Source organism: Kitasatospora sp. NPDC057904 (assembly GCF_042887925.1).
Lineage (GTDB): Bacteria > Actinomycetota > Actinomycetes > Streptomycetales > Streptomycetaceae > Kitasatospora.
Genome location: NZ_JBHVOL010000002.1, coordinates 123,631 through 147,082, shown reverse-complemented (window position 1 = coordinate 147,082; position 23,452 = coordinate 123,631). Strand labels below are relative to the sequence as shown.

At 73.7% G+C, this 23,452-nt stretch carries 19 protein-coding genes; 12 read left to right on the top strand and 7 right to left on the bottom strand.

What is annotated here, in order from left to right; genetic code table 11:
- Positions 1–99: 99 nt before the first annotated feature.
- Positions 100–1,020, bottom strand: a complete 921-nt coding sequence (locus tag ACFVSN_RS06180) for an NADP-dependent oxidoreductase (RefSeq protein ID WP_387596743.1) — start codon at positions 1,018–1,020, stop codon at positions 100–102.
- A gap of 246 nt (positions 1,021–1,266) precedes the next feature.
- Positions 1,267–2,337, bottom strand: a complete 1,071-nt coding sequence (locus tag ACFVSN_RS06175; protein ID WP_387596740.1) for a LacI family DNA-binding transcriptional regulator — start codon at positions 2,335–2,337, stop codon at positions 1,267–1,269.
- 193 nt (positions 2,338–2,530) lie between these two features.
- Between ACFVSN_RS06175 and ACFVSN_RS06170 the strand changes: the two genes are divergently transcribed.
- Genes ACFVSN_RS06170 through ACFVSN_RS06155 form a run of 4 tightly spaced genes read left to right on the top strand, consistent with a single transcriptional unit; the run spans position 2,531 to position 7,912 of the window.
- Positions 2,531–3,823 (top strand): ABC transporter substrate-binding protein, encoded by a 1,293-nt coding sequence (locus tag ACFVSN_RS06170; RefSeq protein ID WP_387596737.1) that lies wholly within the window; start codon positions 2,531–2,533, stop codon positions 3,821–3,823.
- Entirely contained in the window at positions 3,820–4,716 is an 897-nt protein-coding gene (locus tag ACFVSN_RS06165; protein ID WP_387596734.1) for a carbohydrate ABC transporter permease, read from the top strand. The genes ACFVSN_RS06170 and ACFVSN_RS06165 overlap by 4 nt, the downstream gene beginning before the upstream one ends.
- Positions 4,716–5,534, top strand: a complete 819-nt coding sequence (locus ACFVSN_RS06160; protein ID WP_387596731.1) for a carbohydrate ABC transporter permease — start codon at positions 4,716–4,718, stop codon at positions 5,532–5,534. Before ACFVSN_RS06165 ends, ACFVSN_RS06160 begins: the two co-directional genes overlap by 1 nt.
- Entirely contained in the window at positions 5,531–7,912 is a 2,382-nt protein-coding gene (locus tag ACFVSN_RS06155) for a beta-glucosidase (RefSeq protein ID WP_387596728.1), read from the top strand. Before ACFVSN_RS06160 ends, ACFVSN_RS06155 begins: the two co-directional genes overlap by 4 nt.
- Positions 7,913–8,013: 101 nt before the next feature.
- Here the strand turns inward: ACFVSN_RS06155 and ACFVSN_RS06150 are convergent, their stop codons facing one another.
- Positions 8,014–9,672 carry a purine-cytosine permease family protein gene (locus ACFVSN_RS06150; protein ID WP_387596726.1) on the bottom strand — a complete coding sequence of 553 codons (1,659 nt, stop codon included), beginning with the start codon at positions 9,670–9,672 and terminating at the stop codon, positions 8,014–8,016.
- Positions 9,673–10,024: 352 nt separating this feature from the next.
- Between ACFVSN_RS06150 and ACFVSN_RS06145 the strand changes: the two genes are divergently transcribed.
- Genes ACFVSN_RS06145 through ACFVSN_RS06110 form a run of 8 tightly spaced genes read left to right on the top strand, consistent with a single transcriptional unit; the run spans position 10,025 to position 19,486 of the window.
- Positions 10,025–10,756 (top strand): FadR/GntR family transcriptional regulator, encoded by a 732-nt coding sequence (locus tag ACFVSN_RS06145; protein ID WP_387596722.1) that lies wholly within the window; start codon positions 10,025–10,027, stop codon positions 10,754–10,756.
- 34 nt (positions 10,757–10,790) lie between these two features.
- Positions 10,791–11,669: an amidohydrolase family protein gene (locus ACFVSN_RS06140; protein ID WP_387596719.1), complete on the top strand. Its 879-nt coding sequence runs from the start codon at positions 10,791–10,793 to the stop codon at positions 11,667–11,669.
- Positions 11,666–12,955: a nickel-dependent lactate racemase gene (gene larA / locus ACFVSN_RS06135; RefSeq protein ID WP_387596716.1), complete on the top strand. Its 1,290-nt coding sequence runs from the start codon at positions 11,666–11,668 to the stop codon at positions 12,953–12,955. Before ACFVSN_RS06140 ends, larA begins: the two co-directional genes overlap by 4 nt.
- On the top strand, positions 12,952–14,076 hold the full coding sequence (locus ACFVSN_RS06130) for a glycerate kinase (protein WP_387596713.1): 1,125 nt from the start codon (positions 12,952–12,954) through the stop codon (positions 14,074–14,076). The genes larA and ACFVSN_RS06130 overlap by 4 nt, the downstream gene beginning before the upstream one ends.
- A gap of 29 nt (positions 14,077–14,105) precedes the next feature.
- Positions 14,106–14,786, top strand: coding sequence for a nickel pincer cofactor biosynthesis protein LarB (gene larB, locus ACFVSN_RS06125; RefSeq protein ID WP_387596710.1), 681 nt, complete (start codon positions 14,106–14,108; stop codon positions 14,784–14,786).
- Positions 14,783–16,009, top strand: a complete 1,227-nt coding sequence (larC, locus tag ACFVSN_RS06120) for a nickel pincer cofactor biosynthesis protein LarC (protein ID WP_387596707.1) — start codon at positions 14,783–14,785, stop codon at positions 16,007–16,009. The genes larB and larC overlap by 4 nt, the downstream gene beginning before the upstream one ends.
- The gene (gene larE, locus ACFVSN_RS06115) at positions 16,006–16,869 is read left to right on the top strand and encodes an ATP-dependent sacrificial sulfur transferase LarE (protein WP_387596704.1); all 864 of its coding nucleotides are present in this window, start codon (positions 16,006–16,008) and stop codon (positions 16,867–16,869) included. The genes larC and larE overlap by 4 nt, the downstream gene beginning before the upstream one ends.
- Position 16,870: 1 nt before the next feature.
- A complete protein-coding gene (locus ACFVSN_RS06110) occupies positions 16,871–19,486 on the top strand; it encodes a glycoside hydrolase N-terminal domain-containing protein (protein ID WP_387596701.1) in 2,616 nt (871 codons plus the stop codon).
- Here ACFVSN_RS06110 and ACFVSN_RS06105 read toward each other — a convergent pair.
- The 4 genes from ACFVSN_RS06105 to ACFVSN_RS06090 all read right to left on the bottom strand — a co-directional run bounded on the left by ACFVSN_RS06105 (position 19,483) and on the right by ACFVSN_RS06090 (position 23,061).
- Positions 19,483–19,968, bottom strand: a complete 486-nt coding sequence (locus ACFVSN_RS06105; RefSeq protein WP_387596698.1) for a universal stress protein — start codon at positions 19,966–19,968, stop codon at positions 19,483–19,485. The genes ACFVSN_RS06110 and ACFVSN_RS06105 overlap by 4 nt on opposite strands.
- A gap of 4 nt (positions 19,969–19,972) precedes the next feature.
- A complete protein-coding gene (locus ACFVSN_RS06100) occupies positions 19,973–21,229 on the bottom strand; it encodes an SLC13 family permease (RefSeq protein ID WP_380445316.1) in 1,257 nt (418 codons plus the stop codon).
- A gap of 129 nt (positions 21,230–21,358) precedes the next feature.
- Positions 21,359–22,012: a Gfo/Idh/MocA family protein gene (locus ACFVSN_RS06095; RefSeq protein WP_387596695.1), complete on the bottom strand. Its 654-nt coding sequence runs from the start codon at positions 22,010–22,012 to the stop codon at positions 21,359–21,361.
- 80 nt (positions 22,013–22,092) lie between these two features.
- A complete protein-coding gene (locus ACFVSN_RS06090) occupies positions 22,093–23,061 on the bottom strand; it encodes an alpha/beta hydrolase family esterase (protein WP_387596692.1) in 969 nt (322 codons plus the stop codon).
- Positions 23,062–23,452: the final 391 nt, after the last annotated feature.

The following is a 23,452-nucleotide window of genomic DNA, read 5'->3' as shown; positions in this document are numbered from 1 at the left end:
CGGGCAGCCGTGCACGCCGGAGGGGGAATTCCGGCGCCACGCTCCAGCCTAGGTCCGGCCCCCGCCACGCGCGCTCCCACCGACGAGGACGGGGAGCGGTCATGGCACGACGACCAGCTTCCCGCGGGTGCGGCCGGTGCGGCTGGCGTCGAAGGCCTCACCCGTCCGGTCCAACCGGAAGGTCCGGGCGACCTCCACCGTCAGGGCGCCGCGGTCGACGGCCGCGGCCAGTTCGGCGAGCTTCGCGCCGTCCGGGCGGACCCAGATCCAGTGGCCGCCGTGCTGCGACACCCCCGGGTCGGCGATGGAGACGTGCCGCCCGCCATCTGCGAGCACGGCCAGGGTCGTCTCCAGCTGGCCGCCGACGAAGTCCGCGACGGCCGAGACACCGCCGGGCGCCAGCGCGCGCACCCGGTCGGTCAGGCCGTCCCCGTACGTCACCGGTTCGGCGCCGAGCCCGCGGAGATACGCGTGGTTGCGCTCCGAGGCGGTGCCGATCACCCGGGCACCGCGGTCGCGGCCGAGCTGCACCGCGAGGCTGCCCACGCCGCCGGCCGCGCCGTGCACCAGGAGCACGTCTCCGGGCCCGACCGCGAGCCCTTCCAGGCAGCGCAGCGCGGTGAGGCCGGCCAACGGGAGCCCGGCCGCCTGCGCCCAGTCGAGTCCGGCCGGCTTGCGCGCCACCGCGGGCGCGGCGACCGCGACGTACTCCGCGAAGGTGCCGGCCTGGACCACGTCCTTGCGGGCGTAGGCCATCACCTCGTCCCCGGGCGCGAACTCGGGTGTGTCGGGGCCGGTCCGGGTGACCACGCCGGCCACGTCCCAGCCGGGGACGACGGGGAAGACGGTGTCCATCATGCCGTCCAGGCCGCCCGCCATGACCTTCCAGTCGACCGGGTTGACGGAGGCCGCCCGGACCTCGATCAGGACCTGGCCGGGACCGACCTTGGGGTCGGGCACCTCGCCGTACCGCAGCCGCGAGTTGTCCGGGGCGTACGAGTCGTAGGTCACCGCGCGCATGAACGGACCTCCAGGGAACCGGTGTTGCAGCCGGGCGGGCAGGGCGCTGTGGGCCACGCTATGCCGGGGGCGGGCGGTCGGCATCCGGGGCGGGTGCCGACCGCCGCCGAGGCCGACACGGATGGCGTGCCGCTGCCGACTGCGGCTTGCCGTGGTTGTCGCACCCCTGGGTGTGGTCGCCCGGACCGGAAAGGTTGCCGTCGTGGTCGATATCCTTCCGGAGGAGGTCGTCGTCGAAACTTTCCGTCAGCCCTCCGATCCCCGGCGTGGTCCGTCGGATCCGTCCGACGGACCGTCGACCGTTCGCGGCGGGGCGGTGCTGCTGCGCTCGACCAGGCTGGTGGCGAGGTCCACCCGCAGCGTGCCGGGCCGGACCCCGCGGGCCAGGTCGATGACCAGGCGCGTCGCCACCTCGGCCATCTCGGTCAGCGGCTGGCGCACGGTGGTCAGCGGCGGGCCGACCCAGCGGGCCAGCGGCAGGTCGTCGAAGCCGACCACGCTGAGGTCCTCCGGGATGCGCAGTCCCAGCTCGCGGGCGGCCTCGTACAGGCCGAGCGCCTGCAGGTCGTTGCCGGCGAACACGGCGGTCGGCCGGTCCGGCAGGCCGAGCAGCTCCAGGCCGAGCCGGCGGCCGGACTCGTGGTGGAAGTCGCCCTCGCGGACGAGCTGCGCGTCGTACGGGATGCCCGCCATGTCGAGCGCCGCCCGGTAGCCGTCGGCCCGGGCCCGGCTGCACATCATCCGGGCGGGGCCGCCGATCAGCCCGATCCGGCGGTGGCCGAGGTCGACCAGGTGGCGGGTGGCGGCCAGGCCGCCGTCCCAGTTGGTGGTGCCGACGGCGGGCACCTGCTGGCCCGGGTCGCCGGCCGGGTCCATGACCACGAACGGGATGTCCCGGCGGGCCAGTTGCTCCCGCAGGGAGCGGTCCAGGTCGGACAGCACCAGCACCACGCCGGTCGGGCGGCGGGCGAGCACCGCGTCCACCCACGACTGGCCGGGGCCGTGCCGCTCGGCGGCCTCGGAGAGCACGATGCTCAGGCCCTCCTCGCGCACCGCGTTCTCGACGCCGCGGATCACCTCCACCGCCCAGGCGCTCTCCAGCTCGTGGAAGACCAGCTCCAGCAGCGGGGCCGCCTGGCGGTTGCCGCGTCGCCGCCGGTAGCCGTGCCGCTGCAGCAGCTCCTCCACCCGCTCCCGGGTGGCCGGGGCGACATCGGCGCGCCCGTTCAGGACTTTCGAAACTGTCGGCGCGGAGACCCCGGCCTCCTGCGCGATCTCGGCGAGCGTGGCCGCTCTGGTCACGAGTTCCTCCTGCACTGCCCCTGCCGGGCGAACTCCGTTGTCGGTGGCGGTACGGCCCGGCCGTGGCCGTGTCGTACCGCACGGATGCTAGCCCGCCGACCGGCCGATGCCGATCCCGTCGGCGCTCTTGACTGTTGGTCAGGTCGGTCCTAGGTTTCCCACAGCATTTCGGCAACTCACTCGAAACATTCGAACCAGAGGGCAGGATATGCGATCGAGAATCGCCGCGATCACCGCGGCCACCGCACTCGTGCTGGGCACGTCCGCCGCCTGCGGTTCGGGCGGCACCTCCTCGGACGCCGGCGCCGGGACGATCCACGTGCTGGTCTACGGCGACGCCGCCAACAAGGTCGAGAAGCAGATCGTCGACACGTTCAACAAGACCTCCGGGGTCAAGGCGGTGCTCGACACCGTCCCCGGCGCGGACTACCAGCAGAAGCTCCAGACCGTCATCACCACGCCGCGGGCCCCCGACGTCTTCTTCAACTGGGGTGGCGGCTCCATCCAGCCGTTCGTCAAGGCCGGTCTGCTGCTCCCGCTGGACGACTTCATCGCCAAGGACCCGGGCCTGAAGGACAACTTCCTGTCCTCGGTGTTCAACTCGGCGGTGGTGGACGGCAAACCGTACGGCGTGCCGATGCGCGGCACCCAGCCGGTGCTGCTGTTCCACAACAAGAAGGTGCTCGCGGACGCCGGGCTCACGCCGCCGAAGACGTGGGACGACCTCGTCGCCGCCGCCAGGACCCTGAAGGCCAAGGGCATCACCCCGATCGCGCTCGGCGGCGGCGACCAGTGGCCCACCCTGATGTGGTTCGAGTACCTCTACGACCGGATCGCCGGCCCCGGCCTGTTCCAGCGGGCGCTGGGCGGCGACCGGGAGGCCTGGGCGAGCGAGGACAGCCGCAAGGCGCTGGCCACCCTCAAGCAGTTGGTCGACGCGGGAGCCTTCGGGAGCAACTCCGACTCCGTGAAGTTCACCGACGGCGGCTCCCCGGCCCTGGTCGCCAAGGGCAAGGCCGCCTTCGAGCTGATGGGCTCCTGGTACTACTCCACGCAGCAGGACGCCAACCCGGACTTCGCGAAGTCCGGCCTCGGCTACACCGGCTTCCCGGCCGTGAGCGGCGGCAAGGGCGACCCGGCCGACGTCGTCGGCAACACCAACAACTTCTACTCCGTGCTGAAGAAGACCAAGCACCCGGAGGCCGCCGCAGCCTTCCTCAAGCTCATGTACTCCGACGAGTTCGTGAAGGCGCAACTGGCCATCGGCAACCTGCCGACCACCACCGGCACCGCCGGCTTCCTCGACCTCTCGGCCAGCCCCGCCTACTCCAAGGACCAGTACGAGCTGGTCAAGGCCGCCCCCTCGTTCCAGCTCTCCTGGGACCAGGCCTACCCGCCGAGCGCCATGACCCCGATGCACACCGCCGTGCAGCAGTTCTTCGACGGCAGGACCGACGCCGACGGCTTCATCAAGGCCATGCAGGCCTTGCCGGCCTCATGACGCGCGGTGCCGGCGCCGGCCCGGGGACGACCCGCCCGGGTGTCGTCTGGGCGGTGCCCGCGGCGGTGTTCTTCCTGTTGTTCGCGCTCACACCGATGGCGCTCGTCGCCGTGCTCTCCTTCACCAGCTGGGACGGCATCGGCGAGCCGCACTTCAACGGCCTGGACAACTGGCGCACCCTGCTCCACGACCCCGTGATGCTCCAGTCCGTCTGGACCACCCTGCTGCTCACCGCCCTCGGCGTGGTCACCCAGACACCGGTCAGCCTCCTGCTCGGCGTCTGGGCCGCCGGGCACCAGCGCAACCGGGCCGTGCTCTCCGCGGTCTACTTCGTGCCGCTGCTGCTCTCGGCGACCGCCGTCTCGGTGGTGTGGCGGGCCGTCCTCGACCCCAACTTCGGCGTGCCCGCCCAGCTCACGTGGCTGTTCGGCGACGGCAACCTGCTCGGCAGCAGGAGCGGCGCGATCGGGGTGCTGACCTTCGTCGGCGTGTGGCAGTTCACCCCGCTGCACGCGCTGATCTACCAGGGCGGCGCCCGGGCCGTCCCGCAGGTGCTCTACCAGGCCGCGGCCGTCGACGGGGCGGGCACCGTACGGCAGTTCTTCCACATCACCCTGCCGCAGCTGCGCAACACCGTCGTCACCTCGGTGATCCTGATGGTGGTCGGCGGCCTGACCACCTTCGACACGGTGCTGATCCTCACCCAGGGCGGTCCGGGCACGGACACCACCGTCACTGCCTACTACATGTACCAGAAGGCGTTCAAGGGCTTCGACTTCGGCACGGGGTCGGCCATCGCGCTGGTCCTCGTGGTGGTCGCCACCCTGATCTCGCTCGCGGTGGTCAGGCTCTCCGGCTACGACCGGATGCGCGGCACGACGGAGGGCCTGTGATGCGCCGACGCCCCAACCTCCTGGCCGGGTTCGGCTCCCTGGTGTGGCTGGTGCTGGTCGGCCTGCCGCTGTACGTGCTGCTGATCGCCACCTTCCGCACCCGCTCCGACTACTCCACCGAGGGCCCGCTGAGCCCGCCCGCGCAGTGGACGCTGCGGAACTACCTGGCCGACCTCTCGGGCGGCTTCGGCAAGGACCTCCTCAACACCCTGACCGTCACCGCGGGTGTGGTCGCCATCGTGCTGCTGGTCGTCCCGCCCCTCGCCTACGCCATCGTGCGCGCCCGCGGCCGGGCCACCGGCTGGGTGTTCCGGATGTTCCTGCTGGGCCTGGCGATCCCCGCCCAGGCGGTGATCGTGCCGATGTTCTACGTGATCGGCAGGACCGGCCTGTACGACCACCTGATCGGAGTCATCCTCCCGACGGCCGCCTTCTGCCTGCCCGTCTGCACCCTGGTGCTGACCGGCGCCATGCGCGACATCGGCCCCGAGCTGTACGAGGCGATGGCGATGGACGGCGCGTCCCCGGCGCGGGTGTTCCGGCAGCTGGTGCTCCCGCTGTCCAAGGGCGGGCTGGCCTCGATCGTGGTCTTCGCCGCCCTCCAGGCCTGGAACGGCTTCCTCTTCCCGCTGATCCTCACCCAGTCCGACTCCACGAAGGTCATCACCCTCGGCCTGTACGAGTTCCAGACCGAACACGGCGTGGACGTGCCCGGACTGCTGAGCGCCGTGGTGCTGTCCATGCTCCCCGTCTTCATCGTCTACCTGTTCGCCCGGCGCGCCCTGGTCCAGGGCCTCACGGGCTTGGGAGGGAAATGAACGGCCTCGGCAACTCCCCGAGCACGGCTCCCTGGCAGGACCCCGCACTGACGCCGGAGGCCAGGGCGGACGCCCTGATCGCGGTGATGACCCTGCGGGAGAAGACCGCCCAACTGGTCGGCGTCTGGGTGGGCGCCGACAGCGAGGGCGGAGAAGTCGCCCCGCACCAGCACGAGATGGAGCAGCCGCCCGACCTCGACGCCCTCCTGCCGCACGGGCTCGGCCAGTTGACCCGCCCGTTCGGCACCGCCCCGGTCGACCCGGCGCTCGGCGCGCTCTCGCTGCTGCGCACCCAGCAGCGGATCGCCGCCGCCAACCGCTTCGGCATCCCGGCGTTGGCCCACGAGGAGTGTCTGGCCGGCTTCGCCGCCTGGGGCGCGACCGCCTACCCCGTCCCCCTGTCCTGGGGCGCCACCTTCAACCCGGAGCTCGTCAAGGCGATGGCTGCGGCCATCGGGCGCGACCTGCGGGCCGTCGGCGTGCACCAGGGCCTCGCCCCGGTGCTCGACGTCGTCCGCGACGCCCGGTGGGGGCGGGTCGAGGAGACGATCGGCGAGGACCCGTACCTGGTCGCCACCGTCGCCACCGCCTACGTCCAGGGCCTGGAGTCGGCCGGGGTCGTCGCCACCCTCAAGCACTTCGCCGGGTACTCGGCCTCCCGCGCCGGACGCAACCTCGCCCCCGTCTCGATGGGCCCGCGCGAGCGCGCCGACGTCATCCTGCCGCCCTTCGAGATGGCCGTCCGGGAAGGCCGTCCGCGCTCGGTCATGCACGCCTACACCGACACCGACGGCGTCCCCTCCGCCGCCGACGAAGCCCTGCTCACCGGACTGCTCCGGCACACCTGGGGATTCACCGGCACGGTCGTCGCCGACTACTTCGGCATCGCCTTCCTCAAAACGCTGCACGGCGTCGCCGAGGACTGGTCCGACGCCGCCGCCCTGGCCCTGGCCGGCGGGGTCGACGTCGAGCTGCCGACCGTGAAGACCTTCGGGCAGCCGCTGCTCGACGCGGTCGCGGCGGGCAGCGTCCCGGAGGACGTGATCGACCGGGCACTGCGCCGCGTCCTCGCCCAGAAGGCCGAACTGGGCCTGCTGGACGCGGACTGGAGCCCCGTACCCGCCGCCCTCGCCGACGCGGACCCGAGCGAGCCGGAGGCGCTGCGCGGCACGGTGGACCTGGACCCGCCCGCCAACCGCGCGCTCGCCGCCGAAGTCGCCGAGCAGGCCGTGGTGCTGCTGCGCAACGACGGCCTGCTGCCGCTGCGCGGCCCCGCCCGGATCGCGCTGATCGGCCCCAACGCCGACGAACCCACCGCGGTGCTCGGCTGCTACTCCTTCCCCGTGCACGTCGGCGGACAGCACCCGAAGACCCCGCTCGGCATCGAACTCCCCACCTTGCGAGCGTCGTTGACGGAGGAGTTCGCTGACAGCGAGGTGCGGACGGTGCGCGGCGTGACGGTCGACGGCGAGGACACCGCCGGCATCGCCGAGGCCGTACGGGCCGCCCGGTGGGCCGACGTGGTGGTGCTCGCCCTCGGCGACCGGGCCGGGCTGTTCGGGCGCGGCACCAGCGGCGAGGGATGCGACGCCGCCTCGCTCGAACTGCCCGGCAGACAACGGGACCTGCTGGAGGCGGTGCTGGACTCCGGGACGTCCGTGGTGGTCACCCTGCTGGCCGGTCGGCCGTACGCGCTGGGCCGCGCGGTCACCGGAGCGGCAGGGATCGTCCAGTGCTTCTTCCCCGGCGAGGCCGGGACCCGGGCGCTCGCCGGCGTGCTCAGCGGGCGGGTCAACCCGTCCGGGCGCCTGCCCGTCTCCGTCCCCGCTCACCCCGCCGTCCAGCCCGCCACCTACCTGGCCGCCCGGCTGGCCCAGGCCGACGACGTCTCCAGCATCGATCCGACCCCCGCCTACGGCTTCGGACACGGGCTCGGCTACAGCGAGTTCGCGTGGTCCGGCCTGGACGTGCAGGTGGCGGAGACCGGGACCGACGGCGCGTTCCGGCTCGGCTTCGAGCTCCACAACACCGGCGCGCGGGCGGGGGCGGAGGTGGTGCAGCTGTATCTGCACGATCCGGTGGCAAGCGTCGTGCAGCCGGTGCAGCGGCTGGTCGGCTACCGGAGGATCCGGCTCGAAGCCGGAGCCGGCTGCCGGGTGGAGCTGACTCTTCCCGCCGACCTGGCGTCCTTCACCGGCCGCGACGGCAGGCGGATCGTCGAACCCGGCGCGCTGGAACTGAGGATCTCCGCCTCCAGCACCGACCACCGCCTGACCGTCCCGCTGCGCCTCACCGGCCCGCCGCGCCCGCTCGACCACACCCGCCGACTGCACCCGACCGTCGCCGTCCACGACCTCCCACAAGCCGCCACCCCGTAACGGAGGAGGCCCCTCGAACCCGACGGGCCGTGGCTCATTCGCCCGCGGCCACGGGCGCGGGCGCTCTCCGCTCAGGGTGGGCGGCCGCCGGTGTCCCGGGGTCAGCCGGTGATCGGCTGTGCGGGCAGCACGTGGTCACCGCCCTTGTCGGTGCTCAGGCACAGCGAGCAGACGGCCGCCTCATGGGTGGCACAGGCGGCCAGGTCGGGGCGCTCGTAGGGCTGGTGGCAGACGTGGCAGTCGAGAGTGACGGCGCTGGGATTGCCCGCGGCGTCGAGCAGGGGCTCGTCGATTCCGTCGCCGGTGCGGCGCAGGTAGTACCGGCCCTTGGTGACGGTCGCCATCAGCGGGGTGAGGACGAAGGCGATGACGGCGGCGGCCACGGGCGAGTACGGCTGGAGGGTGTCGCCGAGGGCGTGGAAGTACATGGCGATCGACAGGCCCGAGGCGGCGACGAAGGCCACCACGCCGACCGGGTTGACGGCGTACAGCATCCCGCGCCGGAACTCGGGCTGGAGCGGGGAGAGCTTCAGCAGGTACTTGTTGACGCCGATGTCGGTGGCGACGGTGACGACCCAGGCGATCGCGCAGTTCGAGTAGAAGCCCAGGATGCTGTTGAGGAAGCTGAACATGTCGGCTTCCATCAGGGCGAGCGCGAAGCCGAGGTTGACCAGGACGAAGACCATCCGGCCGGGGTAGTGCCTGGTGACCCGGGTGAAGGAGTTCGTCCAGGCCAGCGAGCCGGAGTAGGCGTTGGTGACGTTGATCTTGATCTGGCTGATCACGACGAGGGCCACCGCGAGCGGGATGACCAGCCAGGACGGCATCATCGCGTCGAAGGCGCCCTTGAACTGCCGGATCGGCTCCGGGGCGGCGGTGGCACCGACCCCGGCGATGATGTAGACGGCGAGGAAGACGCCGATGGCCTGCTTCAGGGCGCCGAGGACCACCCAGCCGGGACCGGCCATGATCACGGCGGTCCACCAACCGCGCTTGTTGGCCTCGGTCTTGGGCGGCATGAAGCGCAGGTAGTCGATCTGCTCGCCGATCTGCGCGATCAGGGACAGGCAGACACCGGCGCCGAGCAGGACGGAGGCGGGGTTGACGCCCCCCTCGCCGTCGGTGCCGGCGTAGGAGAGGAAGCGGTCGACGGTGCCGGGGTCGTCGGCGATCAGGTAGACCAGCGGGGCGACCATCAGCACCAGCCAGACCGGCGTCGTCCACACCTGGAGCTTGCTGAGCGCCTTCATGCCGAAGATCACCAGGGGGATCACCATCAGCGTGGAGACCGCGTAGCCCAGCCACAGCGGCAGCCCGAGGCCGAGCTCGAGGCCCTGGGCCATGATCGAGCCTTCGAGGGCGAAGAAGATGAAGGTGAAGCTCGCGAAGATGACGCTGGTCAGCACCGAGCCGTAATAGCCGAAGCCGGAGCCACGGGTGATCAGGTCGAGGTCGATGTTGTAGCGGGCTCCGTAGTAGGCGAGCGGGAAGCCGGTGACGAAGATGACCACTGCGGCCACCGCGATCGCGACAAGCGCGTTGCCGGTGCCGTGGGCCAGGCCGATGCCGGCGCCGATGGAGAAGTCGGCCATGTACGCGATGCCGCCGAGCGCGGTGGTCGCCACGACAATTGGGGTCCAGCGGCGGTAGCTGCGGGGCGCGAAGCGGAGGGTGTAGTCCTCCAGGGTCTCCTTCGTCGCCTGGCTCTTCTCGGCGTCGGGTGGTGTGGTCGTCGTCGGACGCGACTCGGTGGTGGTCATGGTCCGCCTTTCCGGGGTGCGGTGTGAGCGGACACGCTAGGAACCGCTTGTTTCCCCACGAGCCCGCGCGGTGTGAACGGCGCGTAACCGGATGCTCACCCGCGACGCCGCGCCGCGGCCCGCCGACCGCTTCGAACTCCCTCCAGGCCACCCGATCCACGCCGCATCGTGAGCTGCCACGAGCGGCTCCTCCTTCGAGTCGATACATGGGATGAATCCCGGGTGAAAGGCCACCCGAGGTGGCCAGAGGAAGGGCCGACGCGCGGCATAGTTCCAGGCAGTGTGCCGAGTTCAACGAAGGGAAGGCATTGGATCTCTTCCGAGACATGGGATCACCTGATACGTTGGCGCCGTGTCCCTGACTGACAGAGCCATCGCCCGCATCCGCCGGATGATCCAGGAGGGCGAGCTGGCCCCGGGTTCGAAGCTGCCCCCCGAGCAGCAGCTCGCGGCCGAGCTCGGCCTGTCCCGGAACCTGATGCGCGAGGCGGTCAAGTCGCTCGTCGTCGCCCGGGTCCTGGAGATCAGGCGCGGCGACGGCACCTACGTGACCAGCCTGGCGCCCGGTCTGCTGCTGGAAGGGCTCGGCGGCGCGGTGGAGCTGCTCCAGGGGGACACCGTCCTCGAACTCACCGAGGTGCGCAGGCTCTTCGAGCCGGTCGCCACCGCGCTGGCCGCCACCCGCATCACCGACGAGGACCTCGCCGAGGTGGAGCGTCACCTGGCGGCCATGCGGGACGCACGGGACGACGTCGAGCTGCTGACCCGGCACGACGCCGCCTTCCACCGGGCGGTGATCCGGGCCACCGGGAACGAGACCCTGGCCACCCTGCTGGAGCACATCTCCGGGCGCACGCTGCGGGCCCGGGTCTGGCGCGGGCTGGCCGACGCCGACGCGGCCGGGCGGACCATCGCCGAGCACGAGGCGATCCTCGACGCCCTCGTCGCCCGCGACCCGAACCTCGCCCAGGCCGCCGCCCTGATGCACGTCAACACCACCGAACGCTGGCTGCGCGAGCACCTGGCCGAGGGGGAGGAGATCCCGGCGGCGACGAGACCGCAGCCGGACCCCCTCCGCACCTGACCGACCGTCAACCACCGACCGAGGAGCGATGCGCGTGAGAGTCGACGCGCACCACCACATATGGGAGTCGGGCCGGCGCCCGCACTCCTGGCTCGACGCGCCGGAGCTGGCCTCCATCCGGCGCGACTTCGGGCCGGCCGACCTGGCCCCCCGGGCCCGGGCGACCGGCATCGACCGCACCGTGCTGGTGCAGGTGCTGCCGGACGCCGCGGAGACCCGGGAGTTCCTCGCCCTGGCCGCCGCCGAACCGCTGATCGCGGGCGTCGTCGGCTGGGCCGACCTCACCGCGCCCGGGATCGCCGACACCCTCGCCGCACTGCGGCGAGGGCCGGGCGGCGACCGGCTCGTCGGCATCCGGCACCTGGTCCAGGGCGAACCCGACCCGGCCTGGCTCGCCCGCCCCGACGTCCGGCGCGGACTGCGCGCGGTCGGCGACGCCGGGCTCTGCTACGACCTGCTCGTCCGGGCCCACCAACTGCCCGCCGCCATCGACGCGGTGCGCGCCCTGCCGGAGCAGCCGTTCGTCCTCGACCACCTCGCCAAACCGCCGATCGCGCGCGGAGAGCTGGAACCCTGGGCCGGCCGCCTGCGCGAACTGGCGCGTGAACCCAACGTCTCCTGCAAGCTCTCCGGCCTGGTGACGGAGGCCGACCCGGCCGGCTGGACCGTCGCCGACCTGCGTCCCTACGCGGAGACCGCCCTCGACGCCTTCGGACCCGAGCGGGTCATGTTCGGCTCGGACTGGCCGGTCTGCCTGGTGGCCGCCTCCTACGAACAAGTCGTCCACACCGCAGACGAGTTGACGGAAGGCCTGGAAGCGCACGAGCGTGCGCAGGTCTTCGGCGGCACCGCGGCCCGGATCTACGGGCTGGACGGACCGGCGCGGCCCGGCGACGGGGAGCCGCCGGCATGAAGGTCCGACTCGCCTACGGTGAGACCGGGCTCGACATCGACGTCGACCCGGCCGTCACCACCGTCGTGGAGCCGCTGCACCACTCCGGCGCCGCCGACGAGACGGCCGCGCTCCGCGCCGCGCTGCGCCGACCGGTCACAGGCCGGCCGCTGCGCGAGCGGGTCAGGCCCGGCCAGACGGTCGCCATCTCCGCCTGCGACGGCACCAGGCCCCAGCCGCGCCACCTGATGATCCCGGCCGTCCTGGCCGAACTCGACGGGATCGTCCGGCCCGAGGACGTGGTGATCCTGGTGGCCACCGGCACCCACCGCGGCAACGACCCGGACGAGCTGCGGCGGATGTTCGGCGACGAGGTGGTCGACCGGATCCGGATCGTCAACCACGACGCCCGCGACGACGCGGCGCTCGCGTGGGTGGGCCGCTGGGGCGACGACGTCCCGGTCCGGCTCAACCGCGAGTGGGTGGAGGCCGACGTCCGGATCACCACCGGTTTCGTCGAGCCGCACTTCTTCGCCGGTTTCTCCGGCGGCCCCAAACTGGTCGCCCCGGGCCTCGCGGGCCTGGAGACCGTGCTGGTCCTGCACGACGCCAAGCGCATCGGCGACCCCCGCGCGACCTGGGGCGTCACCCACGGCAACCCCGTCCACGACGACGTCCGCGCCATCGCGGCGGGCACCGGCGTCGACTTCGCGCTCGACGTCGTCCTCAACCGCGACCACCGCATCGTCGAGGCCTTCGGCGGCGACCTGCTGCCCATGCATGCCGCGGCCACCGCCGCCGCCCGCCGCATCGCGATGCGCCCGGTCGACCACCGCTTCGACGTCGTGGTCACCACCAACGCGGGACACCCGCTCGACCAGAACCTCTACCAGTCCGTCAAGGGCATGTCGGCCGCCCACACGGTGGTCAGGCCCGGCGGCCTCATCGTCTGCGCGGCCGAGTGCCGCGACGGCTTCCCCGACCACGGCTCCTACCGGGAGGTGCTCGCCTCGGCCCCCTCCCCGCAGGCCCTGCTCGCGGACATCGGGGCCAGGCCGCGGACCGTGCCCGACCAGTGGCAGGTGCAGGTCCAGGCCCGGATCCAGTCCTCCTGCCGGGTGGTGATGCACACCTCCCACCTCAGCGACGCCGACCTCGCGACCGCCCACCTGGAACAGACCGCCGACATCTCCGCGACGGTCGCCGAGGCACTCGCCGCCGCCGGCCCGGGCGCCCGCGCGTGCGTCCTGCCGGAAGGGCCCATGACGATCCCGTACCTGCGCAGCGGCGGAGCGTCGGCGCCATGACGCGAGGACAGGTCCTGCTGTGCCTGGACAAGTTCCGCGGCTCGGCCACCGCCGTGCAGGCGTGCCGCTGGCTCGCCGAGGGGATCCGGCAGGCGGCACCGGAGCTGAGCGTCCGCGAGGCACCGGTCGCCGACGGGGGCGAGGGGACGGCGGAGGCGTTCCTCGCGGCAGGCTTCGACGCGGTGCCGGTCCGGGTGAGCGGCCCGACGGGCGAGCCGGTCGACGCCCACCTGGCCGTCCGCGGCGACCGGGCGGTCGTCGAACTGGCCCAGGCCTCCGGACTGCACCTGCTGCCCGAGGACGGGCACGCGCCGCTGACCGCGTCCACCTACGGCACGGGCGAACTGCTGCGCGCCGCACTGGACCTGGGCTGCCGGGAGATCGTCCTCGCCGTGGGCGGCAGCGCCACCACCGACGGCGGCGCAGGTCTGCTCCGGGCCCTCGGCGCGCGCGTCGTCGACGCCCGCGGCGCCGAACTCCCGCCCGGCGGCGCGGCCCTGGCCCACGCGGACCGGGTCGACCTCTCCGGCCTGGACCCCCGCCTCCGCGGCGTCCGGCTCGTCCTGGCCTCCGACGTCGACAACCCGCTGCTCGGCGACGACGGCGCGGCCGCCGTCTTCGCCCCGCAGAAGGGGGCCGACCCGGGCCAGGTCGCGGTACTCGAAGCCGGGCTCGCCCGCTTCGCACGACTCGTCGCGGCGCGGCTGGGAACGGACCCGTCCGACCGGCCGGGAGCCGGGGCGGCCGGCGGCGCCGGGTTCGCGGCGCTGGTCCTCGGCGCGAGCCGGCGCCCGGGCGTCGACGTGCTGCTGTCCGAGCTCGGCCTGGACGCCGCGCTGGCCTCGGCGAGCCTCGTCGTGGTGGGCGAGGGCTGCCTCGACGCGCAGAGCCTGCGCGGCAAGGCGCCGATCGGCGTGGCCGACCGGGCCCGCCGCGCCGGCGTCCCGGTCACCGCCGTCGCCGGACGCGTGGAGGTGTCGCCCGCCGAGCTCGCCGCCCACGGCATCACATCGGCCCACTCCCTCACCGACCGGGCCGGCAGCCCCGCGACCGCGATGGCCGAGACGCGACGCCTGCTCCGGGAGACCGGCGCCGAGCTCGCCCGCCGGCACTCTTCCTGACCACAGCACCCCCCGAGGAGCAGAGCCGCATGCACCCCACCCGCGTCCACGACCTCGGCTTCGCCCAGGTGGACATCGGCCGCGAACAGCGCCAGGGACTTCCCGAGGTCGTCTACGGGCCCGGCAAGACGCCCGGCCAGATCCGCGCGATCGTCGCCGAACTGCTGCGCGACAACTCCGGCCCGGTCCTCGTCACCCGGGTGGACCCCGGGACCGCCGGGGAGGTCCTCGACCACCTGCCCGTGGGTTCGTACGACGCCACGGCCGGCCTGCTGGTCTGGCGCCCGGCCGAGACGAACGGCTTCGCGCTGACCGTCGTCTCCGCCGGGACCTCCGACTGGCCGGTGGCCGCGGAGGCCGCCGCCGTGGCCGAAGCCGTCGGACTGGCCGTCACCACCGTGCAGGACGTGGGCGTCGCGGGCCTCCAGCGCGTGCTCCGCGTCCAGGAACAGCTGCGGGCCAGCGACGCGGTCGTCGTGGTGGCCGGCATGGAGGGCGCCCTCGCCAGCGTCGTGGGCGGCCTCGTCGGCTGCCCGGTGATCGCCGTGCCCGTCTCCACGGGCTACGGCGCGTCCCTCGCCGGTGTCACGGCCCTGCTGGCCATGCACGCCTCCTGCGCCGCCGGCATCACCGTGGTCAACATCGACTCGGGCTTCGGCGCGGCGATGGCCGCGCACCGGCTCGCCTGGGCGGGGAGCAGGCGCGCGTGATCTGCTGGATCAACCCGTTCACCGGCCTCGCCGGCGACATGCTCCTCGGCGCCCTGCTCGACGCCGGGGCCCCGCTGGAGCAGGTGCGGGCCTCGATCGCCGCCACCGGCCTCCCGGGCTGGGAGCTCCACGCCGAACGGGTCACCGTGCACGGGCTCACCGCCACCAGCGCCCGGGTGCGGGTGACGGACACCGCCACCGAGCGGCGCGCCGCCGAACTGCTGGAGCTGGCCGCCGCCGCGCGGCCCGAGCCGGTGGCCGCGCTCGCCACCGCGGCGCTCACCGCGATCGCCCGCGCCGAGGGCCGCCTGCACGGCACCGATCCCGGCGAGGTCCACCTGCACGAACTCGGCGGCCACGACGCCCTCGTGGACATCGTCGGCGTCGCCGCCGCCCTCCACGCCCTGGGCGTCACGGAGGTGGTCTGCGCGCCGCTCCCGCTCGGCGTCGGCAGCGTCCACGCGGCGCACGGACTGCTGCCCTGCCCCGCCCCCGCCACGCTGGAGCTGCTGTCCGGCGCGGTGGTGACCGGCACCGACCTGCGCGGGGAGACCGTCACACCGACCGGGGCCGCCCTGCTCCGCGCCGCCGGCGCCCGCTACGGCCCGCCGCCCACGATGACGCCGGTGGCGACGGGCTACGGCGCCGGCACCCGCGTCCTCGCCGACCGGCCGAACGTCGTCGCCGTCACGCTGGGCCGCCCGCTGCCCCCGTCCGGCGCGGAACCGGCGGGCGCGGTCGGGGCGGGCGGCGCCGCCGAGGCGGTCGAGACCGTGGTGACCCTGGAGACCAACCTCGACGACGTCACGGGCGAGACCCTCGCCCACACCATCGCGCGGGCCCTGGCCGAGGGCGCGCTCGATGCCTGGACGACGACGGCCGTGATGAAGAAGGGCCGCCCGGCGCACGTGCTCCACGTCCTCGCCCGGCCCGAGACCGCCGCGCACCTCCGGGAGCTGGTGCTCGCCGAGACGGGAACGCTCGGCGTCCGCCAGACCGTCCAGACCCGCGTCGCGGCCCCTCGGCGGACCGGCACCGTCGAGGTCGACGGCATGCCCGTCCGGGTCAAACAGGGCCCGTACGGGGCCAAAGCGGAGTACGACGACGCCGCGGCCGCCGCGCGGCGAACCGGCCTCCCGCTGCGCACCGTCGCCGACCGGGCGCGGCGGCTGGCCGAGCAGGACCACCCGGATCGATGGACGCAGGAGGACGGAACGCCGTGACCAGTGAACCCGGGGGCGGTGACGCCGTCGAGGAGAAGGCCGCCGCGCTGCTGTCGGCGGTGCGCGAAGCGGGGCCCGTCGCCGTCGCGTACTCCGGCGGCGTCGACTCCGCCCTCGTCCTCGCGGCCGCCGCCCGCGCGCTGGGGCGGGGCGGCGTGCTCGCCGTGACGGCCGTCTCGGAGAGCCTCGCCTCCGGCGAGCTCGCCGCGGCCCGAGCGCTGGCCGACACCCTCGGCGTGACACACCTGTCTCCCCGCACCGAGGAGCTGAACCGCCCCGGCTACCGCGCCAACGGGCAGGACCGCTGCTACTTCTGCAAGTCCGAGGTGCTCGACGTCATCGCCGCCGTCGCCCGCGAACACGGCTTCGACCAGGTCGCCACCGGCACCAACACCGACGACGCGGCCGATCCCTTCCGGCCCGGCATCCGAGCCGGGCGGGAGCGCGGGATCCGCACGCCCTTGCTGGACGCGGGCCTCGGCAAGGCGGACGTACGCGCCGTCAGCCGCCTGTGGTCCCTCCCGACCTGGGACAAGCCGGCCACCCCCTGCCTGGCCAGCCGCATCCGCTACGGCATCCCCGTCACCGGCCACCGCCTGGCGCGCGTCGACCGCGCCGAACGGGCGGTGCGCGAGGCGCTCGCCGGCGCCGGACTGCGCTCCGGGCAACTGCGCGTGCGCGACCTCGGCGACACCGTCCGGGTTGAACTCGACGCCGAAGTGGTCCCCGCCGCAGCGGAGTTGACCTCCCTGGCCGACGTGCTGGCCGCCGCCGGCTTCGGTGCGGCGCCGGTCGTGATCGACGGCTTCGCCTCCGGCCGGCTCAACCACGAGCGGCCGCCCGTCACCGAGGAGTCCTGAGATGCCCACCGGCCCGTCCGGACACCGGCCGCCGCAGAGTCGTCGCTACCGTCCCCTGAACACCTTCTTCCGGCCCGTCCACCCGGACGACGGCCCCCGCCCCGCCCACGACCGGAAGGACGCCGCGCCGATGGACACCGCGCCGATGAACACCGCGCCGATGGACACCGCGCCGATGAACACCGCGCCCACGGACACGCAGCACCCCGCCACGGATCCGCTCTGGTACCGGCGCCCCGCCGACGGCCTCCTGGAGGCACTGCCGCTCGGCAACGGCCGTCTCGGCGCCATGACCTACGGAGGCGTGCGCACCGAGCGGATCGAGCTCAACGCGGACACCCTGTGGTCCGGCGGCCCCGGCCCCCGCGACCGGGCCGGCGCCGCCGACCACCTGCCCGCCCTGCGGGAGGCGGTGCGCGACCGCGACCACGCCGGCGCCCACGCGATCGCCACCGCCCACTTCCAGGGCCCCGACACCGAGGCCTACCAGCCGCTGGGCACCCTCCTGCTGACCTTCCCGTCGCTCGGCGAGGACGGCGAGGACGGCGAGGACGGCGCGGCCGACTACCGGCGTGCCCTGGACCTCGACGAGGCCGTGCACACCGTGTCGTTCACGGCAGGAGGAGTCCGCTACCGGCGGGAGAGCTTCGTCTCCGCCCCGGCGGGCGTCCTGGCCGTCCGCCTCAGCGCGGACGCCCCCGGCGCCCTGACCTTCCGTACGAGCCTGACGACGCCCCACCCGGCCACGGCCACCTCCGCCGATGCGGCGGCCCTGTCGGTCCACGGGCGCGCCCCGGCGAGCGTCGCGAGCTGGCTCGGCGGCACGGACACCGTCTACCGGGACGACGAGGGCACGGGCTTCGCCGCCGAGATACGCGTGCGGACGGTCAACGGAACCGCCCGCGCCGTGGACGGCGGGATCGAGGTCACCGGTGCCGACGAGGCCGTGCTCCTGGTCTCCGTCGGCACCGGGTACCAGGACTGGCGGCAGCGGCCCGACGGGCCCGAGGCGGCGCTCGCCGAGGCCCGCAAGTGGCTCGACGACGCCGGGGGACAGGACTTCCACACGCTGCGCGCCGCCCACGTGGCCGACCACCGGCGGCTCTTCGGCGCGGCCTCCCTCCGGCTCCCCGGCGCGGGGCCGGCGGCGGAGCTGCCGACCGACGAGCGCCTCGCCGCCGCCAACGCGGGCACCGCCGACCCGGGCCTCGCCGCCCAGTTGTTCGCCTACGGCCGCTACCTGCTCATCGCCTCCTCCCGGCCCGGGACCCAGCCCGCCAACCTCCAGGGCATCTGGAACACCTTCGTCACGCCGCCGTGGAACTGCGACTGGACGTCGAACATCAACCTCCAGATGAACTACTGGCCCGCCGAGACGACGGGTCTGTCCGAGTGCCACGAGCCGCTGTTCGACCTCGTCGCGGACCTCGCCGAGTCCGGGCGTTCCACCGCGCGGGCGTACTACGACGCGCCGGGCTGGTGCTGCCACCACAACGTCGACATCTGGCGCGCCACCAACCCGGTGCTGGGGGAGCCGATGTGGTTCCACTGGCCCATGGCCGGGCCGTGGCTGGCCGCCCACCTGTGGGACCACCACCTCTTCCACGGGGACCGCGCCTTCCTCGCCGACCGCGCCTACCCCGTCATGCGGGAGGCCGCGCGCTTCCTCACCCACCTCCTCGTCGAGGACGCGGACGGCACGCTGGTGACCAGCCCGTCCACGTCGCCCGAGCACAGCTTCCGGCTCGGTGACGGCACCCTGGCCGCCGTCTCCGCCGGCTCCACGATGGACCACTGGCTCGCCGCCGAACTGCTCGACAACACCGTCGCCGCCGCCCGCGAACTCGGCGTCGACCACGACCTGGCGGAGGACCTGGCCCGGACCCGCGCCCGCCTGCGGCCCCCGTCCATCGCCGCCGACGGCCGCCTCCTGGAATGGCGGGACGACCTCCCCGACGAGGACCCGGGGCACCGGCACCTCTCCCACCTGTACGGCCTCTACCCGGGCAGCGCCGTCGACCCGCTCGCCGACGCCTCCCTGGTGGACGCGACGCGCCGCGCCCTGGACCGCCGGCTGGAACACGGCGGAGGCGGCACCGGCTGGAGCCTCGCCTGGGTGGCCGCGCTGGCCGCCCGCCTCGGCGACGGCCCCCTGGCCGGCCACGCCGTCGACCGCCTGCTCGCGACCTCCGTCGCGGCCAACCTCTTCGACCTGCACCCGCCGCAGCTGTTCCAGATCGACGGCAACTTCGGCATCACCGCCGCCATCGCCGAGACGCTCCTGCAGAGCCACAACGGCATCGTGCGGCTGCTGCCCGCCCTGCCGCCGTCCTGGCCGGACGGCGACGTCCACGGCCTGCGCGCGCGGGGCGGCATCACGGCCGGCCTGAGCTGGCGCCGGGGCGCGCTGACCGGCGCCGAGCTGCACGCCGTCCGGGACACGACGGTCGACCTGTACCTGCCCGAGCGGACGGGCCGTCCGGTGGCGGCCGATCGGGAGGGCCGCGACGCCGCACTCGTCCCGGTTCCCGGTGACCCCCGGCGCTTCCGGCTCCACCTCCCGGCCGGCAGCCGCTGCCGGCTCGCCTTCTCCGGCCCGGCGGGCAGCCAGGTTTAGTGGTGGGGCGGGGGAGGGAGGGTGTCGGCGCTCGGGGCCGTCTCCGGCCAGACCAGCAGGACGGGACAGGGGGCGTGGTCGACGACGAAGCGGGTGGCCGGCCCGAGGCTGTGAGGCCCGAGGCGCGTGCGGTCGCCGTCCCGGGCGAGGACGAGCAGCTCGGCCCCCTCCGCCGCGGCGACGACCTCGCGCTCGGTGCGGCCGCTGCGCTCCACCGGGGTGCAGGGCCGTCCCAGCCGCTCGGCCGCCGCATCGAGGAGGTGCCGGCCCGAGGCGGCTGCCAGACCCTCCATCCGGGTGCCGGGATCACGCTCGGGGTGCCCGCGCCCGAGCAGCCCGGCGAAGGCGCCGTGCGCGGCGCCGGGCACCTCCCGGCCGCTGACATGGAGCAGGACGATCCCGGCGTCCCGCGGCGCGTGCGTCCGGGCGGCGTCGACGCAGGCGGGCCAGGTGCCCTCGGTGATCCAGACGACGACGGTCACGGTGTCAACCTCCGATGGTCTGCAACGACCCCCACAGTGCCACCACGGCCAGCAGCAGCGCAGCGGGCACGACGAGCAGCCCGAGCCGGGTGAACTCGCCCAGGCCGATGTCGGTGTCGTGCTCGCGGACGATGCGCCGCCACAGCAGCGTGGCCAGGGACCCGGCGTAGGTGAGGTTGGGTCCGATGTTCACCCCGAGCAGCACGGCCAGCACCGCGCCGGGCCCTGCCGGGGCGGCCAGTGGCAACAGGACGAGGGTGGCGGGCAGATTGTTGATGACGTTCGCCAGGACCGCCGCCAGCGCCGCCGTGCCGAGCAGCGCGGGCAGCGCGGTGCCCTGCGGGACGAGGTGCCCGAGCGCGGAGGCGAGCCCGTTGTCGACCACGGCCCGCACCACGACGCCGAGCGCCAGCACGAAGGCCAGGAACGGCACGGCGGCCGAGCGCACGACCGCGACCGGGGTGGTGCGCCGCCGGACCAGCGCGCGGACGGCGAGCACGAGGGCACCGGCCAGGGCCGCCCACGCCGGGTCGAGCCCGAGCACGGAGGTGAGGATGAACCCGCCCAGCGTGCCGATGACGGTGGCGAGGGCGAACAGCGGCATCTCCGGCGGCGCGAGGTCGGCCGGGGCCGGGGCGCCCGCGTCCAGGTCGGCGGCGAAGAACCGGCGCAGCACCGCGTACTCGACGGCGATGGCCGCCAGCCACGGCAGCGTCATCAGGGCGGCGAAGCGGGTGAAGCTCAGCCCGCTGGCCGCGAAGGCCAGCAGGTTGGTCAGGTTGGAGACCGGCAGCAGGAGCGAGGCGGTGTTCGACAGGTGCGTGCAGGCGTAGACGTGCGGCTTGGGCCGGGCGCCGAGCCGCGCCGCAGTGGCGAACACCACCGGGGTGAGCAGCACCACGGTGGCATCCAGGCTGAGCACGGCCGTGATCACCGAGGCGACCACGAACACCTGCGCCAGCAGCCGGCGCGGCCGCCCGGCGGCGGTGCGGGCCATCCAGGCCCCGCAGGCGTGGAACAGGCCCTCGTCGTCGCAGAGCTGGGCCAGCACGAGCACGGCTGCCAGGAAGCCGACCACCGGCCCGAGCCGCTGCACCTCGGCCAGGGCGTCCGACGGCGAGATCGCGCCGACGGCGACCACCAGCCCCGCCGCCGGCACGGCGACCACCGCCTCCGGCCACCCCCAGGGCCGCACCACCGCGCAGACCAGGACCAGGATCAGCAGGCCGACGGACAACGCCTCGGCGAACGACGTACTCAGGGTCTTGCTCCCATTCGGGCGGTGGTGACGATCGACGGCCCCATCGAATCAGACACCTCGGGACCGCTGCGCACCAGCTCGGACCCCGTGTCGACCGGGACCGCACCGGCAGAGTCGTCGAGTCGACCGTCAACTGTCGACTCGCGCCAGGTGACCGCGGACGGCGTCCAGGGTGGTCGCGACGAGGAGCGACTGCGCGACCGGGACGAGGCGGGCCGTGGTGTCGCCCTGCACGGCGGAGTCGACGGACTCGACCATGAGGCGGTAGGGATCCTGGGCCGGGTAGTCGCGGCGGTCTCCGCCGGTGGTGGTGAGCGTGCTGGGGGCGGAGCCGGCGCAGAACGCCGGTGGGGTGAGGGTGATCGAGCCGCCCGTGCCGGTGGTGGTGAACGTCTCGGCCGTGCGGCCGACGAGTGAGCAGTCGACCTCGGCCATTCCCCGGCCGGGGAACTCCAGCAGGAACCGGGTGACGGAGTCGGTGGAGCCGGGGCCCCAGCGCTCCTGTTCGGCCCGCAGGACCGTCGGCGCGCGCCAGCCGAACGCGGCGAGTGCGGCGGAGACGGCGTAGTAGCCGACGTCGTAGAGGGCCCCTCCGCCGAGGGCGGCGTCGAGGCGGTAGTTGCCGGGGGCGGGGGCGAGACCGTCGAACCGGGCGGTGACGGTGTGGACGGTGCCGATCGCGCCGCGGGCGACCAGGTCTTCGAGGTCCCGGGTGCGCGGGTGCCAGCGGTTCCAGGCGGCCTCGACGAGCAGCCGTCCGGCGGCGCGGGCCGTCGCGGTCATGGCGGAGACGTCGGCGACGCATCCCGCCCGATCGGCGACCGGGCGGGATCTCCTTGATCTGGAGGGGAACCGGAGAGCGACTACCCGAGGGCCCGCTGGTGCTTGCCGCCGCCGTCCAGCCCCATGAAGTGGATGGCGTAGGCGGCCATCTGCGTGCCCTGGATGGGAAGTTGGTGCCCGGCGCCGGCGATGCTGTACGTCTCGACCTGGGTGATGCCGGAGCCGTTGGCGTACCGGGCCCGGTTCCAGTCGGCGGCCGGGGTGTCGGTCGACGACGGGCTCTGCCTCACCCCGAGGACGTTCGTCCACTGCTTGGTCTCTTCACCGAGATCGTTGTGGCTCAGGATGGGGTCGGCGGTGCCGTGCCACAGCTGCACGCGGGGGCGCGGCCCGGTGTAGCCGGGATCGGCACCGCGCACCAGGTCGCCCCACCGCTGCGCGGTCATGGAGACCCGGCCCCCGGCGCAAGGGCCGTTCCAGCCGCGCACGGTGCCCGTGTAGAAGCAGTGGTAGGGCACGCCCATGAACGCCGAGCCGGCCTTGAACACGTCCGGGTAGTCCGCGAGCATGACGTTGGTCATCATCCCTCCCGACGACTCGCCGGTGACGTACACGGCGTTGCGGTTCCCGCCGTAGCGCTGCTCGGCGTACGTGATCATCGACATCAGCCCGACCGGGTCACTGCCGCCGTTGCGCGTCAGCGCCTGGTCGGACGAGACGTCCCAGCAACTGCCGCCGGGGCTGGTCGAGGGGTAGATGACGATGAACCCGTACCGGTCGGCCAGCGCGGCGAAGTCGGTGCTGGAGTACAGGTAGGGGCCCGAGCCCTGGCAGCCGTGCAGTGCCAGCAGGATCGGCGGGTTGGCCTTGGCGCTGTTCGGGACGTACAGGTACATCTGCAGGCCGGTCGGGTTGGTGCCGAAGCCCGTGATCCGGGTCAACGAGGCGGCGCCGGCCCGGGGCGCGTTGGACACGTTCACACCGAGTGCGGCGCCGACCGCCAGGAGTATGGCGAGCAGGCGGGTCGTCAGGTACCGGGAACGCAGCATGGAACCTCTTTCTCCGCGGGCTGTTGACAGCGGCGGGCGGTGAGCAGGTCACGCATGTGAGCGCTCACATCGGTGCTCGCGCTCACGGCGTCGCCCTTGCTCTTGTTTCCGGAGTGTTTCGGACTGTTGACGCTGCATCAGCGACTGCGACCTCGTCAAGGAGTGGCTGGGCTTCTTCCCGGCTTCCAGGCTTCCAGGCGATACAGGCCGATCGGCGCGATCCCACTGGTGAAAGTTTCACGGTGACGCCGGTGCGGACGGTCTTCGGGGCCCGGCGCGGGTGGAGCGGCCCGGATCGAGTCAGGGATCGCCTGACATCCCATGTCTGTTGCCGTTAGGTCAGATGAATCACGCCACTGTTGGGCGGCTGCTCGGCAGAAGCTGTCGAAAC

Bases quoted from the DNA above. Each gene is read 5' to 3' on its own strand.
- ACFVSN_RS06180 (WP_387596743.1), bottom strand. From the start codon at position 1,020: ATGCGCGCGGTGACCTACGACTCGTACGCCCCGGACAACTCGCGGCTG.
- ACFVSN_RS06170 (WP_387596737.1), top strand. From the start codon at position 2,531: ATGCGATCGAGAATCGCCGCGATCACCGCGGCCACCGCACTCGTGCTG.
- ACFVSN_RS06165 (WP_387596734.1), top strand. From the start codon at position 3,820: ATGACGCGCGGTGCCGGCGCCGGCCCGGGGACGACCCGCCCGGGTGTC.
- ACFVSN_RS06160 (WP_387596731.1), top strand. From the start codon at position 4,716: ATGCGCCGACGCCCCAACCTCCTGGCCGGGTTCGGCTCCCTGGTGTGG.
- ACFVSN_RS06155 (WP_387596728.1), top strand. From the start codon at position 5,531: ATGAACGGCCTCGGCAACTCCCCGAGCACGGCTCCCTGGCAGGACCCC.
- ACFVSN_RS06150 (WP_387596726.1), bottom strand. From the start codon at position 9,672: ATGACCACCACCGAGTCGCGTCCGACGACGACCACACCACCCGACGCC.
- larA (WP_387596716.1), top strand. From the start codon at position 11,666: ATGAAGGTCCGACTCGCCTACGGTGAGACCGGGCTCGACATCGACGTC.
- ACFVSN_RS06130 (WP_387596713.1), top strand. From the start codon at position 12,952: ATGACGCGAGGACAGGTCCTGCTGTGCCTGGACAAGTTCCGCGGCTCG.
- larB (WP_387596710.1), top strand. From the start codon at position 14,106: ATGCACCCCACCCGCGTCCACGACCTCGGCTTCGCCCAGGTGGACATC.
- ACFVSN_RS06110 (WP_387596701.1), top strand. From the start codon at position 16,871: ATGCCCACCGGCCCGTCCGGACACCGGCCGCCGCAGAGTCGTCGCTAC.
- ACFVSN_RS06095 (WP_387596695.1), bottom strand. From the start codon at position 22,012: ATGACCGCGACGGCCCGCGCCGCCGGACGGCTGCTCGTCGAGGCCGCC.
- ACFVSN_RS06090 (WP_387596692.1), bottom strand. From the start codon at position 23,061: ATGCTGCGTTCCCGGTACCTGACGACCCGCCTGCTCGCCATACTCCTG.